Source organism: Moorella mulderi DSM 14980, from assembly GCF_001594015.1.
GTDB lineage: Bacteria > Bacillota > DSM-521 > Neomoorellales > Neomoorellaceae > Neomoorella > Neomoorella mulderi.
The window spans coordinates 299,556-317,640 of sequence record NZ_LTBC01000003.1 but is presented as its reverse complement, the minus strand read 5'-3'; the positions used below and the strand labels follow the sequence as shown (position 1 = coordinate 317,640).

The 18,085-nt window shown below is 46.7% G+C and carries 23 protein-coding genes and 1 pseudogene; 19 read left to right on the top strand and 5 right to left on the bottom strand.

The features are described 5' to 3' along the window. Positions 1-3 precede the first annotated feature (3 nt). The 14 genes and pseudogenes from MOMUL_RS06825 (at position 4) to MOMUL_RS06765 (ending at position 12,831) form a co-directional block, all read left to right on the top strand. Positions 4-1,944 carry an SIR2 family protein gene (locus tag MOMUL_RS06825; protein ID WP_062283233.1) on the top strand — a complete coding sequence of 647 codons (1,941 nt, stop codon included), beginning with the start codon at positions 4-6 and terminating at the stop codon, positions 1,942-1,944. Continuing rightward, positions 1,941-4,979: an AAA family ATPase gene (locus tag MOMUL_RS06820; RefSeq protein WP_062283232.1), complete on the top strand. Its 3,039-nt coding sequence runs from the start codon at positions 1,941-1,943 to the stop codon at positions 4,977-4,979. The genes MOMUL_RS06825 and MOMUL_RS06820 overlap by 4 nt, the downstream gene beginning before the upstream one ends. Positions 4,980-5,092: 113 nt before the next feature. Further along, entirely contained in the window at positions 5,093-5,851 is a 759-nt protein-coding gene (locus MOMUL_RS06815) for a hypothetical protein (protein ID WP_062283230.1), read from the top strand. 68 nt (positions 5,852-5,919) lie between these two features. Then, positions 5,920-6,270, top strand: coding sequence for a GDP-mannose 4,6-dehydratase (locus MOMUL_RS06810; RefSeq protein ID WP_062283228.1), 351 nt, complete (start codon positions 5,920-5,922; stop codon positions 6,268-6,270). 101 nt (positions 6,271-6,371) lie between these two features. Beyond that, complete coding sequence (locus MOMUL_RS06805) at positions 6,372-8,822, top strand: SIR2 family protein (RefSeq protein WP_062283226.1); 2,451 nt, start codon at positions 6,372-6,374, stop codon at positions 8,820-8,822. Positions 8,823-9,123: 301 nt separating this feature from the next. After that, positions 9,124-9,639, top strand: a complete 516-nt coding sequence (locus MOMUL_RS06800; RefSeq protein WP_062283222.1) for a hypothetical protein — start codon at positions 9,124-9,126, stop codon at positions 9,637-9,639. Then, positions 9,629-9,862, top strand: a complete 234-nt coding sequence (locus MOMUL_RS06795; RefSeq protein ID WP_062283220.1) for a hypothetical protein — start codon at positions 9,629-9,631, stop codon at positions 9,860-9,862. The genes MOMUL_RS06800 and MOMUL_RS06795 overlap by 11 nt, the downstream gene beginning before the upstream one ends. Next, positions 9,859-10,290 (top strand): protein-export chaperone SecB, encoded by a 432-nt coding sequence (locus tag MOMUL_RS06790; protein WP_062283218.1) that lies wholly within the window; start codon positions 9,859-9,861, stop codon positions 10,288-10,290. Before MOMUL_RS06795 ends, MOMUL_RS06790 begins: the two co-directional genes overlap by 4 nt. A 166-nt stretch (positions 10,291-10,456) precedes the next feature. Next, positions 10,457-10,606: pseudogene (locus tag MOMUL_RS17830) on the top strand (polysaccharide biosynthesis protein); the annotation flags it as partial. Between the two features lie 238 nt (positions 10,607-10,844). Then, positions 10,845-10,973: a hypothetical protein gene (locus MOMUL_RS17525; protein WP_269085192.1), complete on the top strand. Its 129-nt coding sequence runs from the start codon at positions 10,845-10,847 to the stop codon at positions 10,971-10,973. Positions 10,974-11,201: 228 nt separating this feature from the next. After that, positions 11,202-11,402 carry a hypothetical protein gene (locus tag MOMUL_RS06780; protein WP_062283213.1) on the top strand — a complete coding sequence of 67 codons (201 nt, stop codon included), beginning with the start codon at positions 11,202-11,204 and terminating at the stop codon, positions 11,400-11,402. A 77-nt stretch (positions 11,403-11,479) separates the two neighbouring features. Further along, positions 11,480-11,674 carry a hypothetical protein gene (locus tag MOMUL_RS06775; RefSeq protein WP_062283211.1) on the top strand — a complete coding sequence of 65 codons (195 nt, stop codon included), beginning with the start codon at positions 11,480-11,482 and terminating at the stop codon, positions 11,672-11,674. Positions 11,675-11,785: 111 nt separating this feature from the next. Then, positions 11,786-12,073 (top strand): hypothetical protein, encoded by a 288-nt coding sequence (locus MOMUL_RS06770; protein ID WP_062283208.1) that lies wholly within the window; start codon positions 11,786-11,788, stop codon positions 12,071-12,073. Between the two features lie 413 nt (positions 12,074-12,486). Then, positions 12,487-12,831 carry a hypothetical protein gene (locus MOMUL_RS06765; protein ID WP_062283205.1) on the top strand — a complete coding sequence of 115 codons (345 nt, stop codon included), beginning with the start codon at positions 12,487-12,489 and terminating at the stop codon, positions 12,829-12,831. Between the two features lie 77 nt (positions 12,832-12,908). On the opposite strand, the gene MOMUL_RS06760 is transcribed toward MOMUL_RS06765, so the two are convergent. Both MOMUL_RS06760 and MOMUL_RS06755 read right to left on the bottom strand, forming a co-directional pair. Further along, the gene (locus MOMUL_RS06760) at positions 12,909-13,268 is read right to left on the bottom strand and encodes a toxin-antitoxin system TumE family protein (protein ID WP_062283202.1); all 360 of its coding nucleotides are present in this window, start codon (positions 13,266-13,268) and stop codon (positions 12,909-12,911) included. Then, the gene (locus tag MOMUL_RS06755) at positions 13,268-13,585 is read right to left on the bottom strand and encodes a hypothetical protein (RefSeq protein WP_062283200.1); all 318 of its coding nucleotides are present in this window, start codon (positions 13,583-13,585) and stop codon (positions 13,268-13,270) included. The genes MOMUL_RS06760 and MOMUL_RS06755 overlap by 1 nt, the downstream gene beginning before the upstream one ends. Before the next feature lie 117 nt (positions 13,586-13,702). On the opposite strand from MOMUL_RS06755, the gene MOMUL_RS16170 reads away from it, so the two are divergent. Together MOMUL_RS16170 and MOMUL_RS06750 are read left to right on the top strand one after the other, a co-directional pair. Beyond that, positions 13,703-13,831, top strand: coding sequence for an IS1096 element passenger TnpR family protein (locus MOMUL_RS16170; RefSeq protein WP_153018278.1), 129 nt, complete (start codon positions 13,703-13,705; stop codon positions 13,829-13,831). A 191-nt stretch (positions 13,832-14,022) separates the two neighbouring features. Continuing rightward, complete coding sequence (locus MOMUL_RS06750) at positions 14,023-14,550, top strand: hypothetical protein (protein ID WP_161484972.1); 528 nt, start codon at positions 14,023-14,025, stop codon at positions 14,548-14,550. A gap of 35 nt (positions 14,551-14,585) precedes the next feature. Here MOMUL_RS06750 and MOMUL_RS06745 read toward each other — a convergent pair whose 3' ends face one another. Then, positions 14,586-15,554, bottom strand: coding sequence for an Rpn family recombination-promoting nuclease/putative transposase (locus MOMUL_RS06745; protein WP_062283196.1), 969 nt, complete (start codon positions 15,552-15,554; stop codon positions 14,586-14,588). Between the two features lie 426 nt (positions 15,555-15,980). Here MOMUL_RS06745 and MOMUL_RS06740 point away from each other — a divergent pair, with 426 nt between their 5' ends. The 3 genes from MOMUL_RS06740 (at position 15,981) to MOMUL_RS06730 (ending at position 17,323) form a co-directional block, all read left to right on the top strand. Next, positions 15,981-16,217, top strand: a complete 237-nt coding sequence (locus MOMUL_RS06740) for a FitA-like ribbon-helix-helix domain-containing protein (protein WP_062283193.1) — start codon at positions 15,981-15,983, stop codon at positions 16,215-16,217. Continuing rightward, positions 16,214-16,672 (top strand): type II toxin-antitoxin system VapC family toxin, encoded by a 459-nt coding sequence (locus MOMUL_RS06735; protein WP_062283190.1) that lies wholly within the window; start codon positions 16,214-16,216, stop codon positions 16,670-16,672. Before MOMUL_RS06740 ends, MOMUL_RS06735 begins: the two co-directional genes overlap by 4 nt. 72 nt (positions 16,673-16,744) lie before the next feature. After that, positions 16,745-17,323, top strand: coding sequence for an NAD-dependent epimerase/dehydratase family protein (locus MOMUL_RS06730; protein ID WP_062283188.1), 579 nt, complete (start codon positions 16,745-16,747; stop codon positions 17,321-17,323). 91 nt (positions 17,324-17,414) lie between these two features. On the opposite strand, the gene MOMUL_RS16160 is transcribed toward MOMUL_RS06730, so the two are convergent. Together MOMUL_RS16160 and MOMUL_RS16905 are read right to left on the bottom strand one after the other, a co-directional pair. Beyond that, a complete protein-coding gene (locus MOMUL_RS16160) occupies positions 17,415-17,861 on the bottom strand; it encodes a DUF4351 domain-containing protein (protein ID WP_169802175.1) in 447 nt (148 codons plus the stop codon). Beyond that, complete coding sequence (locus MOMUL_RS16905) at positions 17,798-18,085, bottom strand: hypothetical protein (protein WP_062283183.1); 288 nt, start codon at positions 18,083-18,085, stop codon at positions 17,798-17,800. Before MOMUL_RS16905 ends, MOMUL_RS16160 begins: the two co-directional genes overlap by 64 nt.

The window sequence follows — 18,085 nt, the reverse complement described above, 5'->3', positions numbered from 1 at the left end:
GCAATGAACATGGAACAGTTGGCAATGTTTCAAAATAACCATCAGGAAACACCTGAATTTGCTATCAAGGTGGCTCGAAAATTATTAGATGAGCAAGTATTGTTCTTTGTCAGTGCCGGGTTATCAATTAGCTGGGGCTATAAACCGGCCTCTGATCTAGCGCGGGAATTGCTCCAAAAATACCATGATGAGATAAGCAAGTTCAGGCCCGGTAAAAGTATCTCCGGTGCGTTAAGCAAGCTATTTGGCAAATTGAAAAAAGAAGAGTACAACTTCAACTTGGCCGAGGTTTGCGAAGCGGTGGTCGGGCATGAAGGGGAAAGGGGGCCGTGCTTGCTGGCCGGAGGGCTTCTGGGATTTAAGTACGAACAGAAGTCCCAAAGACAGCCATGGGTTACACTGGAAGAAGCGATTGAAGACTATCAACAGGATCCTGCTTGTCTCGGCATACCCCATCTAATTATTGCCCGTTTGGCTAAGGAGGGCCTGATTCATGAATTGGTCACAACTAATTATGACACCCTTTTGGAATTGGGGTTCTGGGCCACCGGCATGGAACGAGTAGATGAAAATTTTGATCCTCCTTTTGCCTCCCCATGGACTGAGTGTTTCATTACACTGCCCTCCAAGAAAGATTACCTGCGCAGTTTGCCGTACCGTTCAATTTTCAGATTACACAAGATTCATGGTTGCGCGGATGATTTAATTAAACATTATGCAAAGTCATGCAAACATCGCAATGAAGAATGTGTTATAGTTGACGAATGCGGAAACTTGATCAGAGACCGTAATTTTGTTATTACCCACAAAGAGCTTTTGGATTGGCGTTCCGATAACTGGGCGCAGGCTTTATTGGAAGATCGCGCCCGTAATCATTTTATAGTCTTCATTGGTTTTTCGGGTAGTGACAATGTGTTACATAATAGCCTTCGCAATATTTTCCGGGAGATACAGGATTGTGGTAATATACAAGAAACAAACATCAGAGCGGTTGCCATTGATCCACAAGACAATACCTTGCTTGAGGCAATTTTAAGGGATGCTGCCGGAAAGGCAAGTGACCCAAGTAAAATACTTTGTAAGATAGATGGTAATTATTTAACAAAGTATCATCCCGCTTATTGTACAGTGCCAGCCGATGCCCCGTGTAAGTTGGACCTGGAACTAGTCTTCAGAGATATCTATGCTGAAACTATAAAGATGCTCTTACAAAGAATGGTATTAACCTATGGTGAAAGAGTGATAAGTGAACAAAAAGAAAATGGAAAGAGAAAGAAACGGGTAGATCCGTGGCTGATTATCGAGCTGAAAGAAGAATTGAGGAAGTTTATTAAAGAAATATCTTTAAGCAAAGAGCGAAATATTGATTTTTTAACATGGACGCTGCCCGGGGCGGTGGCTACCTCATGGTTGTTGAGCAGGACGTGGACAAAAGAAGAGAATGATTTTCGAGGTATGGAACGTTACTTTAGAGAGCACTATTACGTGCCTCTGAGCTATAACCCTGAAATAACTATTGCGCTATTGAGGATCTATCAATTATTACAGCACTGTTCAATTAAAATTGATCAACACGTTTATATCGATTATTTTCGCCAAGGATGGATCAAAATCGTTAAGTCTAACGGGCAAAGTGTTGCCGTTTTGCCTCTGGTAGCGTTAAAACCGGATAGTATTGCGCTGTACCAGAACTTTCGTCGTAAAATTCCCGATGAATTAAAAACTATGTTTCAATCATCTTCGGATATCATGATTATTGAATTTAAAGATAACAGAACTTCACGACTTTCAAATGTTCCTGTTGCACCTTTATCAGCGGGAGTACAGCCGGTTCCCAGGGTTGAGACGGTGCCATTGAGCAGTATTTGGGAAGAAACTCAATTTCTGTGCAAGATTATAAAGAAAGCTTTTGAAGAAAATGTTTGGGGTGCAGAGTGCGGATGATAGTGATAGAGAATACGAAGAAAAAAGAGCAAGTACTTAGCGCTCTGAAACAGTTTTTGCAGGTTCGCAGCGGTGAGTTAGATTTACAAATGGTTATCTACGAAGCCGGCTCCATTTACGAACCCAGGTTTATAAGAATTAAACAAAAGCCGATTACCATCCAGTATGATATGCTTGTTTTGGACAGCAAGGGGTCATTGATAGGTCTTTTTTATTACTTCGACAACGATCCCGGCACATTTATTAAGGACATTATTTACAAAGCCGGGTTGCTGCGGAGCTTTCTTGAGGAACAGAGCAGAAAGGAGGGTTGGCTGCCGTGGGCCGTGCACCTTTTTCTAATTCTTGATGGCGCTAAAAATGATGAATATTATAAAACACTGCACTTAATGAACAAAAACAGCAGGGTTTTGGATTTGGTTGGCATCAGCAGCATACAATATACTGATAATTTGATGCGATATATACAACAATATATAAAAAAAGAAAATAGTATTCGCAAGGAAGTGGTTTGGGATTGCGAGCGCTTTTTTGCCCCTTTCCTCTTTTCGTTAAGAGGTGTTGGTAAGGGCGATTTTCAAGGCCACCGGCAGAGGTGGAGGCAAATTGTCCATGATGAACTTAAAGCGACCTTCGAAATAGGAGAGGAATCCGACACAAACTATGTCGTTCCCTTACAATTGAAAGAGACGATCAGAAAAAACTTTCAAAAATTAGCCGATGAGTTATTGCCGAAAGACTTTGGTGGCGCAGCAGGGGAATCTTTAACCTTAAAACGTATCAATAAAGTGGAAATAAAACAATTTCGGCGCTTGAACTCGTTAAATAGTTGTTTCTGCGAGTATAACGTGCTATATGGACCCAACGGTGCCGGGAAAACCTCTCTGCTGGAGGCTTTGGAGCTGGCTATTACCGGTGGTGTTGCCCGCTTAGACCAAATGAAATTAAATCCCGAAAAGCGAAAAGGGATACTCAACAATCCGACCGGAGATGTGGAAATTACCATATGTAAAACAAGTAGTACCGCGTCGGCGGGAAAGAAAACCTTACCCCTGGAAATTGGGCAGGGAAATAATAAGTACTTTGCCGCTGATGTTTTTAAGAACTTTTGTCTTTCCCAGGCGGGACTCCGTGATTTTATAACATCAGATGATCCCGCTAGGGAGGGGAAGCTCCTGGAAGTTACAGGGTTGACAATGGACGTAGATAGGGTCTTTGACAATGTCTATGAGGAGATAAAACCCAAGATCCAGAAAGGGCTTGCAGTTTTAGAAGGCGGTAAAGTTATTATTAACAAGAACCAACTAGATTTGACAGATCGCTTTTTTCAATCTGTCGAGAAAGTACTCAATCCAGCGTTTTTATCCATGACTAATGAAATCAATAAGTTGCAAATAGCAGTTGGCCTTGCTAGTGAGGGTCCGGGGCAAGAGCTGCGGGATAAGATCGATGTACTTTTGGTAACAATCGGTCAAATGCGAAAAGTAATTGACGAGATTAAAAGTTCACTGAAATCCGGGGAGCCAGTTGCGGGTCAACAGGTGGAATGGCTGGAACAGTTAAAAGGCGAAGCTATGGGGGTGCTGGATGATCTTGTGCCTTACAAGCAAAGATTGTCTCAGGTGTTGCATGATATAGGACCTTTGGAAGTTGCTTTGAAACAAAAACTGGGACAGAAACCGGGAGAAAAACCGGACAGACAAAGAGAAACCATGCAACAAAAAATAGCCCAAAAAGAAGAAGAACGTAACATAGCCCGGAGACTATATAAGGCGGTACTGGATTACCTGGAAGCGGTCAGTGCCTATGAAAAGGCCGTCAAGGCAATTAATCAATTTCGTAAAGCCATGGAAGACTCGTTGAGGGACCGGGATACGGTTAGCCAAATTGACATCAAAGACGAGTTGCGTCAGCAATTCGAACAAGTTTGGGGACAATTAACTGTTGCGGAGAAGGAATTCCCAGTCCTGGCTCCCCTTGCTGTACCGGGCGGGGATTATGCCTATAACTTTGAAAGAGCGGGAAATCAATTAAGGGAAATTATATCACGTGTTGAAGAAGAACTTTCTTCTCTTAAACAATTGATTTCTAAAACTCCCGTTACCACTTCCGAAAAGCTGGACGAAGAAGCTAACAAGTTGTTAGAGGAATTGAAGCCCTGGCTTCACATTGACGAATTAACCGATGACTATGCCGGGAGATTGGTAGAATCCACTAGAATCGTCGATCTTAGAAATCTTTCGAGAAAATTGGACGAATTAACCAGAAGTGTTATTATTACAGTTGATCTTGACGAATTAAAACAACTACTGGTTCATTACTTTGATCCGCCTCAAGACAGCGATGAGCAATTCGCCGGGACTTGCTACTGGCTGTACAAGTGGAAGCTAATGCACGATAAAAAAGCGGGTGTCCAGGAAGCTTTTGGCAGGGCTTTTAATAGAATAATTCAAGATGATGTAGAAACCGTCTTTCGGGAAATACTGTGGGCTTTAACCGCAGTGAGTTGGACATACCCCGTACCTCTTATGGAGAAAACAAGCGGCAAAAACGCTGGGATCAGTTTAAAAGTACAAGGTCCTGACGGCCCTCTGAATGCAATTTATAATACCGCCGAGCAAAACCTAGTGTGCCTTGCATGGTTTTTTACCGCATATTTGTATTTAGGTTCAATTAACAGCAAAGTGTTGATCCTTGATGATCCTTTTCAAAGTTTGGATGATATAAATCTTAACAATTTCGTTCGTAATCTTGACAGGTTATTACACTTTGTTGGTGCCGAACAAGTAATAATATCCTTGCATCAGCCTGCGATAGCCGAGTACATGTTTGAGATCCAGGCTCAACAAAAACCGCCAGCGGATCAACAGGACGAAGGCGTTAGCTTGTTAAGCTTGTGGCGTAAGGAGAAGCTGGCTTCCGATATTGCGCCTGTTATGCGTGCAAGGCGCAAACCGTTAAGTCTGGAAGGATTAAAAAAGCATTTAGATCCGATGTTCCAAGGCTCCTTCTGGCGTGATGCAGTAGGCCGGTGACGAGATCCGGTTGTTGTAGCGAATTTTTGCGGGTTCCTAACTGCCGCTCTAGCGGTTTCTGCTTCAACTGCAAGGTTGGAAGGCAATTAACAAAGGGTTTGGAGGCTAACGTTATGTCTGATGTTGAGTTAACCGTTGCTGATAGGGATAACCAATGGTGGATGAACTTCTTAAAGAAATACGAGGGCAATTTCATCCTGCGGGCTTTAATTGGATTACTTGTGCCTCACGGGCTGGGGGGCTTTATTGATACTGCGTTGGTGGGCTATTTACACAAGATACGGCAGGAGCGCCTGGATGCTTTTTTTGGGGAGCTAGCCAGTGGACGGCTTGTTTTAACTGAGGAAGATATGCATAAAGAGGATTTTCTGCACAAGTACATAATTACTGTAAAGGCAGTATTGAATACGCGCAGGCGGGAAAAGATCCGGATTCTTGCCCGCTTTTTCCGTAACGGTGCCTGCGGGCCGGAAGCTGTCTATGTTGATTCGTACGAAGAGTACCTGGCTATCCTGGATGAGCTTAGTTACCGGGAACTGGCTATTTTAGTTTTATTGCACAGTTATGAACAGGCCCATCCCCGGCAGAAGGGGGAAAACGATCTCCAGCGGGCCAGCAGGTTTTGGGAACAGTTTAAGGATGAGTTGGTTAATCGACTCGGGGTGGGAGTAGATGAAATCGATGCCGTGCTTATACGCCTGACACGTAGCGGCCTTTATGAGCTAATTGTAGGAAGTTATTTGGGATATACAGGCGGCAAGGGGAAAACAACACCCTTGCTAGTGAAGCTGCTGAATTTGATAGGCGATCCCCTACGGCGAGACGAAAATGGTCCTGGAGAAGGCCCTGGCTTACTACAGCCGCGCCTTTGACTTCCTCGCTATAGCACTCCGTTATTTCAACGCCGCCAGGGCGTTGACGGGGGATATTGGGGACGGCAGTGCGGGACTACATCCACATCGACGACCTGGCGGTAGCCCACGTCCTGGCCCTGGAAGCCCTGGAGCAGGGTAGCCCCACGGCAACCTATAACCTGGGCAGCGGCCGGGGCTATTCGGTTCTGGAGGTAATAAAAGCGGCGGAAAAGGTGACAGGGCAGAAAGTACCTTACCGTTTCGGTCCCCGGCGGCCCGGCGACCCGGGGGTGCTGGTAGCCTCGGCAGAAAAAGCCATCGAAGAGCTGGGGTGGCGGCCGCAGTATACTAGCTTGGAGGAAATTATCGCCACTGCCTGGAAGTGGTACAGCAACAACCCCGATGGGTTTTCTGCCGGCTGTAGCCAGATGTCGTAAAGGTTAAAACAATATTATTATTGTATTTGCGATAGGGGATATAATTACAAAATAAATGGCGATTAAATACTAACATTATGTTATTTCAGGAGGCTAACAAGGTGAAATCGGTAATGGAGCCAATTTATAACTTCTTCTTGGAGCCGCTTATTCCGTGCTCGCCTATAGTAGCAACAGATGGTACGGGTGACGAACTCTCCTCTCTGAGAGAGGTTAATGATAAATCTTTGTCACAAATTATCGGTCACGCTGTCAAGCTCCATAGGCTCTATGGAGTTGAAGATGCCTACCATGCTCTTTACAACCCTAATTGGAAATTTGTAGATATTCCTCCTAAGACCTTGATGCAATATTACTATTTCCTAACGGTTATTAACATAGAAAGATACGACCTGGAAGAAATGAGAAAGTACCTGGATAAATTAAGTGATTATTTAAAGGGTATGGAAGAATTAGAGGATGAATGGCACCGGCGCATCCATTTGCTAAAGGCTATGGCAGCAACTCTGCAAAAAGCTGAAGGGTGGGCGGAGCAGGTACTACCGTTGTTTGAAAGAGAGCTCCATTCGGAACCATGGTTCAATTTTGCCCTTTATTTCGGAAGCATGGCCAGGGAACAGGAGCTTTATGACGAAGCTGATACGCTTTTAAAAAAGGCGTTATCCCTTGCGCCAACTGAACTTGAAAGGGCCATTGTCTGGTGTAACCTGGGAGCCCTGTCCTTTGCCCGGGATGACTGGCAAACCGCACTTAAACATTATAAGGCTGCTGACGCCATTTTAGACGAGCTGGTGGAAAATATTCCGGATAGGGAGTTAGCCCTTTATCGCCAGGAAGTCAAGAGAAATATACTGGTTGTTCAAAACCTACTATTAATGAGTAGAGATGGATTCCAAATAACGGGAAGGCTGCCACGATTAGCGGAAGGGGAAATGGCCCTGGCCAATAAATGGGAAGATATTGCCCTAGGTTATGTAAGGAATGAGGTATATGAGGAGAACCTTGCAACGCGCAATTCTATCCGGTTTTCCAACAATCTTTATGAGGCTATTCGTTACTTCAATCGTAGCGAGGCTGCCAATGCGCTGCTGGGCAATGTTTTAGCGAATAGAACACTCTTTGACCGTGAGGTCAAAGCATTTATCAACGCAGGTTACGTAACCAACGATCGCAGGTTACTCCAGATTGCTCTTCAACAGGCCGTGGAAATTAATGAAACAAAGGCTATCAAGGGGCTAATTGGTGACACTATACCGGATGTTTTCAATAATCCTATGCCGGCGATTAAAAAAAGATTGCATGCAGGGGTTATTTTGGCCAAACAGGAGGTTCAGGATGAGAGCCTCATCTCAATGAGTTCAGACTTGCCGGCAAGGATACGTTTTATTCATGGTAACCGGTTAGTAACGTTAAACGACTGCCGGCTCCTTACACAGAATGCTGGAACTATTTATTTTCAATCTGACGACCAAAGATCCGAAGAACTAGAAGGAGATGCCCTGAAGCTTACAGCATATTATTTATCTAACGTAGTTTCCAGACGGTTTGAAAAAGTGGTCTTCGTCATTGGTGCCGGCGCTTCGGCGGAGCAGCTTCCGCTGGGACAAGATTTATTAACCGAACTCCTTAACGAGGGCAACTCTAGTGACGATCTGGTTCGTTTTTTAAAAACAGTTTTCAGGATCGACCCATCCTTACCGGCCTGCAGCAGACCAACGATTAATGAAGTATTGAACCTTATTGAGATCGCTTTAGAAAAAGATGAAGCCTTAACGCCAACCTATCCACCGGACGTACTGAGGAAATTGAAAAAATTAGTCATTATTAGGTTGCTACAACTTTTTACTGATCTTACGACCCCAATAGATAGTAGAAATAGCTATGTGCAGTTGGTTAAAAACATGGTCAAGATGTTGACAACAGGTGCCTTGGAAGAGGTAGGTTTTATTACCCTTAACTATGATCCTTTTTTAGACCAGGCTTTGATAGAGGCAGTGGGGGAGGAAAATATAAACTATGGCATACAACTAGAACCTTGGGGAGGATGCGAACGAAGGGCGATAAACGTATCCCGGGAAAAGCTGCGTAAACCTATACAGTTGGTGAAATTTCATGGCTCCATGGATTGGATGTTCTGCCCCTATTGCCACAAAATATATCGAATTTCTACCGGGCGAGCTCTTTCCCAGGATATGCCACAATGCTCCAGTGATGGAACACCCCTTAGTTGGTTTCTTTACCCACCTATGCGTGAAAAATATTTCATGCCTGAAGCATGGTTGCACCTACATATGCAAGCTGAAGAACTGCTGCGCAAAGCGGACCGGGTCATTTTTATAGGGTATTCTCTCTCTGATGAGGATGCCTATTTTCGCTACAGGGTTAAACGAAGTCTTTACCGGGTTGAAAACCCCGTAGATATTGTTGTGGTAGACAAAACTCTAAAGGAAGAAAAACGCCCTACGAGCGTCGAGAAGAACTATTGGCATTTCTTTGGCCCAATAGACTACCGGCCAGTAGGATTTCAAGCATTCTCACTTGCACCATTTTAGAAGACATCCTGGGCCGGGAGCCTGTCCGGGTCGACCTGGTGGCCATGGCCGGTTATCTGGCGGGGGAAGTGGTCCTGGTGACCGGCGCCGGCGGTTCCATCGGGTGCTGCGCTTGGTCCTGCCGGGCTTTCGGGTAGAGAAAGGGCAGGAAATGGTGCAGGTGGGGTAGGGTGTTAATTGTCAGGCTCCCTTCCTGCCGCCTGGCAGGTTATGAAGTTTATAAACTCAAAATAGCAGGATTTCTACGGTTAAGCTAGAACCTATTTCCATTAGGTTATCTAACCTATATCGGGGGCATAATATGGTAAGGGTTTTTATAGGTTTTCATGGTACTAGTAAAGCAAGTGCTGATATGATATTATTGGATAAAAGATTTTTACCTTCAAATAGAGAAGATGAATGGTTGGGGAAGGGTATATACTTTTTTGAGGATGATCCTGACCAGGCTATTGATTGGTGTGTACGTGCCAGGAAATATAAAGAATGGGCTATCTTAAAAACTATTATTGAAGCCCAGGAGGTTCTTGATTTAACACGAAAACGGGAATGGGATATGTTTTTGTCGATAATAAAACAACTACAGGGCAAAATGAAGCAGACAAAGTATAAAGGAAAACGCCTTTTAAATGGTGTGGCTATAAATTTTATCTGCCAACAATTTCCTTATGAAGTGGTTAGAGCTGTTTTTCTTGTGCCCGGCCGGAGTTATCCGTACGACATTACTAATATTCCCCCGGTACAAATTCAAATATGCGTAAAAGAAGAGCGGTGTATAAAATCTATTGAACAATGGAGGTGCAGTAACGGTGGATTTTAAAGAAGTAGTTGAGCAGATAAACCAATATCTTGCCCAGGTAACTATTGAACAATTTGAAAGGGATTTACAGAGGGCTGGGATTGAGCAATGTCCCGATATTGGGGAGGAAGCAGATAGTGAATGGCAACCAGAAAGGCTAATCGTTGAATATAGTGTTTTTGAGGAACCATATAGCGACTTGACAAATGGTTATATTGCTATTGCAAATGGTGAGGCGGCATGATAGACAAGTCTATAGAGAGCCATTTGATTTTTCGTGGGTATAAAGTTTTACATTTATCTTATAAGTTGAATCAGAACTTTAAATCACAGAAGAATAAGTCTATACCGCTTGACTTCAAAGTACGGACTGAATCAACTGTTGATGAAACAAATAATGAGATTACCGTTGATTTATTTTGTAATATATTTGAAGAAAGCCCCGAAAAAGATAATCCATTTCACTTAGAAGTTAATTTACGGGGCTGGTTTAAAACTAACTCTACTGTTGAAAAGAATGAGTTGTATCGTTATGCAGAAATTAACGCTCCGGCTATTCTTTTTCCCTTCTTGAGAACAGTTGTTTCGAGTATTACTATGGCTGCAAATGTTCCACCCGTAATACTTCCATTAGTTAACATCAATCGTTTAAATGAGCTTCAAAAACAATAAGAATCGCGCAATGGTCACTGAGTTAAAATAGCACTTAGAAACAAGAAGTCGTTATGGAAGTTCGCCAGGCGAAAGGGAATAAATTTACTATCCTGCAGATTGAGAGCGCTTATTTACAAATGCAAGAGTGGGGCATGCTATCGCCGGATGGAGAGGCGTAAAGCGCAACGTCCTGGGCAGTTGGGGCACCTTCGTGCCCCTTTTCCAGCGCTAGATTGCCGCCGGGGGGCCGGTGACGGTAACCCACCCGGAGATGACCCGCTACTTTATGACTATCCCCGAGGCGGTGCAGCTGGTCATCCAGGCCGGCGCCCTTGTCCTAATGCCACTTCCCACGAGCGGATTTTCATTGCCCGGCCGGAGGAGTTTAATGCCGCCAGGCTGGAGCGTTTCTTGTGGCTGGTTTCCCAGCCCGGCTGGCGGGCCGACATGGCCGGGGTGGAAGAACTGCTGCGCCTGGTCCTGCCTGGCTTCCGGGTAGAGAAGGGACAGGAAATGGTACAGGTGGGGTAGGTTGTATTATGCGGGACAAGGCTTCATAGGTGGTACATATCATGGCTAAAGTACTGATTACCGGCGGGGCGGCGAAGTATTTAACTGTGGTACGGCAGGGGCTACTCCGTCCTGGAAGTGATTGCAGCGGCCAAAAAGGTAACCGGCGTGGACTTCCCGGTGCAGTATGAAGGCCGACGTCCGGGCGACCCGCCTATTCCGCCTGGCAGTGGGAGCGGAAGAGGAATGGTCACTATGGCTGCCTAGCGGGGGATAAGTAGGTATCGAGTATGGTTATTGGGCAGGAAAGCGGGAGCCTTTCAAGTGTTGTTAGGGGGCTGAATGCTGTAAAACAACAAAGAGTCTATGTGCCCTGGGAAAGGAAAAAAAGAGGCAGAAGAGATTTTGGAGGGAGATAAATGACTATTTCATTAAATATCCCATGGCATCAATATGCATTAATCGTTGTGTTAGCTGAAAAGATGTATATTCACGGCCCTTTTTGTGCTGATTTAATGGGTGATCTTTACTATGTAAATGCCCTTAGAGGCGTTGAAGTACAGTATGACTCTTTGTCGAATGGATATAAGATTATCCGGGTGAGGCCGGGGATACAATAAAGGTTAGAGCAAAGGATTTTTTATTTTTATTAAAGTATCAAAAAGAGATAGATAGTATAATGGAGGAATTTGGTCCCATGCGGGCCAGGGGTCTGGAATTAAGATCAACGATTGTATACGTCGATCGTGATAATAGCGCTTCAGGCAGAGAGTTGACGAAAAGGGATTTTATAGAGGAAATTAAGGAGATTAAGCCCCATTTTACGGAAGCAGAAATTAAACAAGTGTTTAATGAATTATGTGAGAAAGGGTATATCAAGCAGCTGATTTAGCAACAGGTTGACAACGAGAAACTTAGACAAAGGGCGACTGTTTACGACGAACCGCACCATGCCTGCATTCGCGACTACATCCACGTCGAGGACCTGGCGGCTACCCACGTCTTGGCCCTGGAAGCCCTGGAGCAGGGCGGTCCTACGGCGGCCGATAACCTTAGCATTGGCCGGGGCTATTCGGTTCTGGAGGTAATAAAAGCGGCAGAAAAGGTTATGGTGCAGAAAGTACCTTACCGTATTGGCCCCCGGCGGCCCGGCAACCCGGCGGTGCTGGTAGCCTCGGCAGGAAAAGCCATGGCGGAGTTAGGCTGGCAACCGCGATATACAGAACTGGAGGACATCATTGCTACGGCCTGGCATTGGCACCGCCGCAGGCCGCGGGGATTTAACGGTTGAGTTATACCAGGGTCATAAGGGAGCAGATGCGGCGGGATATAACTGCCGGGCGAGGCGACTGGGGAAAACAAAGCTGGTGTTTAATACAACTTTATGGTTGCTACGTTCATTAAACGGAGTGGGTACGGCGATGGTACGGTGATGTTCGTCCTGGCCGGTTAAGTGCAATTTAACGAGGGGATAAGTCCTACTGTACCGGCAGCTGGCCGTGCCTGCTGCAGCCATACCACTGTAACAACTCTAATACTTTCTCGCGATACGGCAAACTTTTTCCGGGCAGGGAACTTAAACTGGTAGGAAATCCTTTGCTTCCTGACGATAACGTTTACCGGTAGCTGTATTCCTGGCAGCTTACGAAATTAGCCACTTCCTTTAGCCCCTGGTAGAATGAGGGGCGAAAGGAGGTGAGCATCATGGCCAAAGTGACGGCGCCCCTGATGTCCCTGGATGCCAGCGGCGCCCTGGGGAAGGCCCTGGTCTTTGCCAAATGGAAGGGGATCAATTATGCCCGGCGCTATTTTGTGCCCATGAACCCCAATACGGAGAACCAGGAAAGGGTCCGCAGCTACTTCATTCAGGCGGTGACCAGCTGGCAGGGAGAGAGCCCTGAGACCAGGGCCATGTGGAACGCGGCCGTGCGCGGCCGGCCGCTGACGGGGATGAATTACTACCTGGCCCAGTATATCAAGTACCTTTCCGGCCATAACGGCCAGGCCCCGGCCACGCCCTTTTTACCTCCGGGCCAGCAGCAGTCCTAAAAGATTAAGCTATGGAAGCGGCAGGGCCAGATGTCTTGCCGCTTCTCCCCACTGTAGCCTACCAGCCTCCCTTTGCTCTATTTGCCATGAAGATGATTATTAATCACAGCTAAAACATCAGCTAAAGTGTTTTCGTAAGAACAAAGTACTTCTTTTTTGTGCTTTGTATGTTTATGATGAGGAAACGTGGCTATTTCCCTGTTGTGTTCCTTGTTATCCCAGCCCATAATAACAGTATCTCCATCCAACCAGAAGTAATTATAACGTTCCAGTTTATCATCCTGCCAGCGATCATAAATTTCTAAAAAAGAGCCATCAATAAAATAAATCCTACCGGAGATAATGGTACGATTCCGGCGGGTTAGTGTAGTAAAATCTTCGATGGTTGCAATAATAGTTTTATATTTGTCCAGTGCACCCGTATAATATTGCTTCATTATTGCTGGCCCTCTAATGCTGCTAAAAGCGTTTTAGCTTCCCTGATAATATCGAGCCACATTTCCCATTCGGTATCGTCTCTGTGGGTTTCGAAGTCTGTCATAGTAGGAACTACTTTTTTTTGGAATTCTTCATAGTTCATGTTATATTTTGCTTCTAACCTTTTGATTTGTTCCTCAGCCTCTTTGATTTGATGTTTTAACTGGATGGTTTTCCTTTTAGCTGTAAGGTCAATGGCGTCCACGATTAAAGCTTCACGTTCCCGAGGAGGCAGTTTTACCAACCACTCGGGTGCTCGTATTTCTATCCGTTCCACTGGTAACCACCTCAATTATTCAGGTATATTCAGTTTAAAGTAGCTTTATCATTAAGTCAAGTAAGGTCACGATTTAGATTAGCCACTTCCTTTAGCCCCTGGTAGAATGATGCCAGTTTGTTAGACATTCTCCAGGACCCCGGCCATCCCGATTATGAAGATATGCGGATTTTGGCGGGAGAAGATTTCGACCCCGAAGACTTCGATGTGGAGTTCGTAAACCAGGAGTTAAAAACCATCAAGTAATGCTTTAACCCGGAAACCCACCTCATCCCCTGGTGTTGAGGGCCATTATATCAAAGAATTTAGTCCCTTTTTGCTTTATCTGGACAAAATGAAAAACCGCGCTTGAGTGAAGAAGCCGCCCTGGCTTTTGCCGCGCAAACAATCAGGGCTCTACAGCGTGAACTTCTGCTGATGACATACGGGCAAAGGCAGTGAGCATACCGAAAAAGGGAGTTATTATGCTTATTATGGACGAGGAAGACATGAAAACCGGTTTAACAGAGGGAGATATCCGCCAGTTGGCAGGCGAGCAAAGTTTTAAGCGCGGGATGAATTATTACACCATGGGAACCATCCGGGAGCCCTTCCGGCAGGGGGCGCAACTATGGGGGAAGTGTTACGGGTCCCAGGATGAGCTATACAGGGTAAAAATTGTGTTAGGGGAAAACGGCATCGGTTGCGTGGATGGGTTGAGCGAATGCTTGGACGAAGGCGATTACGACAATGATACACGGCAGGTCTGGCTGGCGACCCTTATGGAAGTGGAACTGGCTGATATAAAGCTGGGGGGCATAGGTCTTGCGCCTGGCGCCTTCGATATCATTATCGAGCAAGCTACTGAAGAAGAATGGCCACTCCTAGAGGAACGCGTTCGGAGGCCAGCCGTCGCCGTGGGGAAAATTACAGTACAAGCAAGACAAGCTGAAATAACCGAGGGTGCAGCTATAAAACTGCAATAAAAAACCACCGGGTCTCCGGTGGGATAAAGGACCTTTTACTGTAGGTAGTCTTCCAATTCGGACAGGTCGTTGATGTCGAAGATGTTGTCGATCACCTGCTGTAGTACGTACGCGTCCTGCTCCTTGATCCTGGCCACGTACTCCCTGGGAAGCCTGCGGAACTTTTTGCTCAAGAGCCTGATGGCTACATCTACCAGAGACTCCTGCCGGCCCTCTTGCCGGCCCTCTTGCCGGCCCTCTTGCCGGCCTTCTTGCCAACCCTCTTGCCGGCCTTCTTGCCAACCCTCCTGCCGGCCTTTTATCAGGCCCTTTTCAAATATCCTCTGGTAACCGGCGGACTCTTCGATGTTCAGCACTTGTTCCACCTCCCGGAATATAAGCTCGATCACCTGCCGGTCGTAAACCAGGCCTGCGAATATCTCCGCCCGCAGGAGCACGGCCTTTTTGGTCTCCCGGTCCAGGTCGCTGTTTAAAATATCCTCTGCGCACTGCCGGAGAAATTTCTCCCCCTCTTTCTTGCGCCTCTCCCTGTCCGCCAGGGGCAGCAAGGAACGCAGCTGCTGATGCGGGTGGTTTTTTAGCTCCTCATAGGTTATTTTACCCAGGTCGACCAGGCGGTAACGGTAGTCCAGCATGTTTTCGTTTCCCAGGCGGTAGTGCAGTTGGCCGGCCATGTTCATTTCCCGTTGGCCGAAGTAGATAACCATCTGGTAGACCGGCAGGCGGTAGGTTTTGTGGATTTCGAGGGCGTAGCGCAACATGCGGTAGGGCATCTCGTCGTCGTTGCGGCTCTGGAACTCCAGGTGGATGACCATAGCACCCTGTTCGCTTTTGGCCTTCACCACCAGGTCGGAAACCCTGGTTTCCACCTGGGGGAACTCGATTTTCAAGTCGCTGACTACCGTTGCTGGGATGTCGCTGAAGAAGTTGATGAGTTCCTCTGTCCCGCCGGCAAACAGGTCTTTAATAATGGTATCGTACTGGTTACCGCTTTTTTGCTGCAAGCAAACCACCGCCTGATTTAATTTTACCAGTGGATTATCGCGGGGGCAAGAGCGCTTTTTTGTAGCTGGCAGGGAGAGGGCTGGGGCATGCGGTGTCCAAGGTCATTGGGAGATGGGCGCAGCGATTGGCATGCAGAAAAAGCGATGAAACGTTACCTGGCAGGGGTTAGCGTCGGCGAGCAGGCTCTGCTGGCGGGCTTTGACGGCCTGCTTCCCTGGGATAAATCACCCCGAAGTAATTTAGAAAAACATTTTCTTTTGGAGAGTTGGCAACATAAAGGGGAAAGAGCCACATTTCCCATTCGATGTCGTCTCTGTGGGTTTCGAAGCTTAGACCTGGCAATTTAATCCTACCAGGAGGGTTGTCATATCCATTGGTAACTGATATAATTTTGCTATCAAAATGATAGCAAGGGGGAGCTGACTTTGCCCGATATTCTGATTCGCAATATTTCCAGAGAGGTTTTAAGCAGGCTAAAGCAGCGCGCTTCTTCCAATAGAAGGTCATTACAACTGGAACTCCACACGATATTGGAGGAAGTAGCAGGGGAAAAAATGATTGACGGCATCAAATTAGCTGCGCAGATAAGAAAAGAATTACAAGCAAAAAAGAGAAATTATAGTGACAGCGCTGATTTAATCAGAGAGGACAGGGAACGGTGAAAAAATATGTTGTTGACTCCAGTGTCGCTGTCAAGTGGTACATTCCTGAACCCCACTCGGACCGGGCAGTAGCACTCCTGGAGGGAGCAGAGAAAGGTGTTTATCATTTATGGGCTCCTGATTTGATATATTCGGAAATGGGTAATGTTCTTTGGAAAAAGTGCTTGAGAGAAGAAATAGGCGACGAAGATGTCCGCAAAATAATCGGGGCGATCATGGAAGCTTTTCCGGCCAATATTGTTAGGAGCCGTCCTTTGCTCCCCGCCGCATTTGAGATTGCTTATGGTTGCAGGCGGACGCTATATGATAGCTTATATATTGCCCTGGCCATTGCAAAAAAAGGGGTCTTCATTACAGCAGATGAACGATTGGTCAACGCGTTACAGCATACTTCTTTTAACTCATTTGTTAAGTTATTACAGCATTTTGATAAGGAGAATAGTACTGATATATAAGTGGAGTTGAGTTAGAAATATCCCCGGCGCTCATTGGTGGCCTGGCGGGTTGTATCTGGTGGTTGATACTCGTTGGAATGGCCCTTTTGTGGCTGCTCTTTGGTAGCCGGTGATGACCAGGGTTACGAACTTAGCTTTGCCAGGGAGATCACCTACATATCCCTCCGGTATTTCAAGGTTGGCGGTGCCGACCGGGACGGTAGAATCGGCGAGGGGGAAGAAGACGCCACCCACTTCATCACCCTGGCTACCCGGACGGCAGCGGGTAAGAGACCATATTTAAGCGTCTTCGGCACGGACTATCCCACCCCGGACGGCATCTGCATCCGCGACTACATCCACGTCGAGGACCTGGCGGAAGCCCACGTGCTGGCCGTGGAAGCCCTGGAGCGGGGCGGCCCCACGGCGGCCTACAACCTGGGCAGCGGCCGGCGCTATTCGGTTCTGGAGGTAATAAAAGCGGCGGAAAAGGTGACGGGGCAGAAAGTACCTTACCGTGTCGGTCCCCGGCGGCCCGGCGACCCGGCGGTGCTGGTAGCCTCGGCAGAAAAAGCCATGGCGGAGTTAGAGTGGCGGCCGCGGTATACAGAACTGGAGGACATCATTGCTACGGCCTGGCAGTGGCACAGCCGCAGGCCGCGGGTATCTTAAAGGACCATCGACCGGCCTGCTTAAACCCGGCCGGTCTTTTATACCAGGGTGACCTTAAGCCCAGAGTGGAGGTTGAGTATCAATGTTTATATCAATGTTTAAGGGCAAGAACCCTTAGCAATTCAGCTTCGCTGGTGATGTCAAGTATCTTTTCCGCCAGGTCATCTAGCTGCTCCACTGATAAAGTCTTTATCTTCGCTTCCACTTCAGGAGAAATGGTACCCAGGCGTTTCCTTAGCTGTCTTAAAAGTATTTCCTGCCTGCCTTCTTGCCTGCCTTCCTGCCTGCCTTCCTGCCGGCCCTGCTGCCAGCCTTTTAAATGCCAGGATGTGGTTAATTCCATAACCCTTTGCACCTCCTTGCTTAACAACGCCGCCGCTACCGGGTTATTGCTGTTGATGTACTGCCGCCAGGGGAGTCTCTTGAGCTGTACTTTGTAAAACTCGAACTGCAACACCTTGAGAAAGGGAAGCTCTACTTCATGCCGGTTGGTTTCTTCTGCCTTGCTGTCATGGGCAAAGACGGCGATGGGCAGCACCTAATGAACATGCGCCGGGCGAAATCGGCTTGACGGTAGGCCTGGGGTTCAATATGGACCAGGACGCAGCCGTCTTCTCCTTTGATTTTAACTTCCGCCAGGATATCCACGTAGTGTTTGTCGCCGGCGGTAATATCGGTAATAACTTCCTGGGTTAAAAACCTGGTATTCGTATAATCGATAAAATTTTTCTTTATTTTACCTGAGAGGGCCTGGCTGAACAA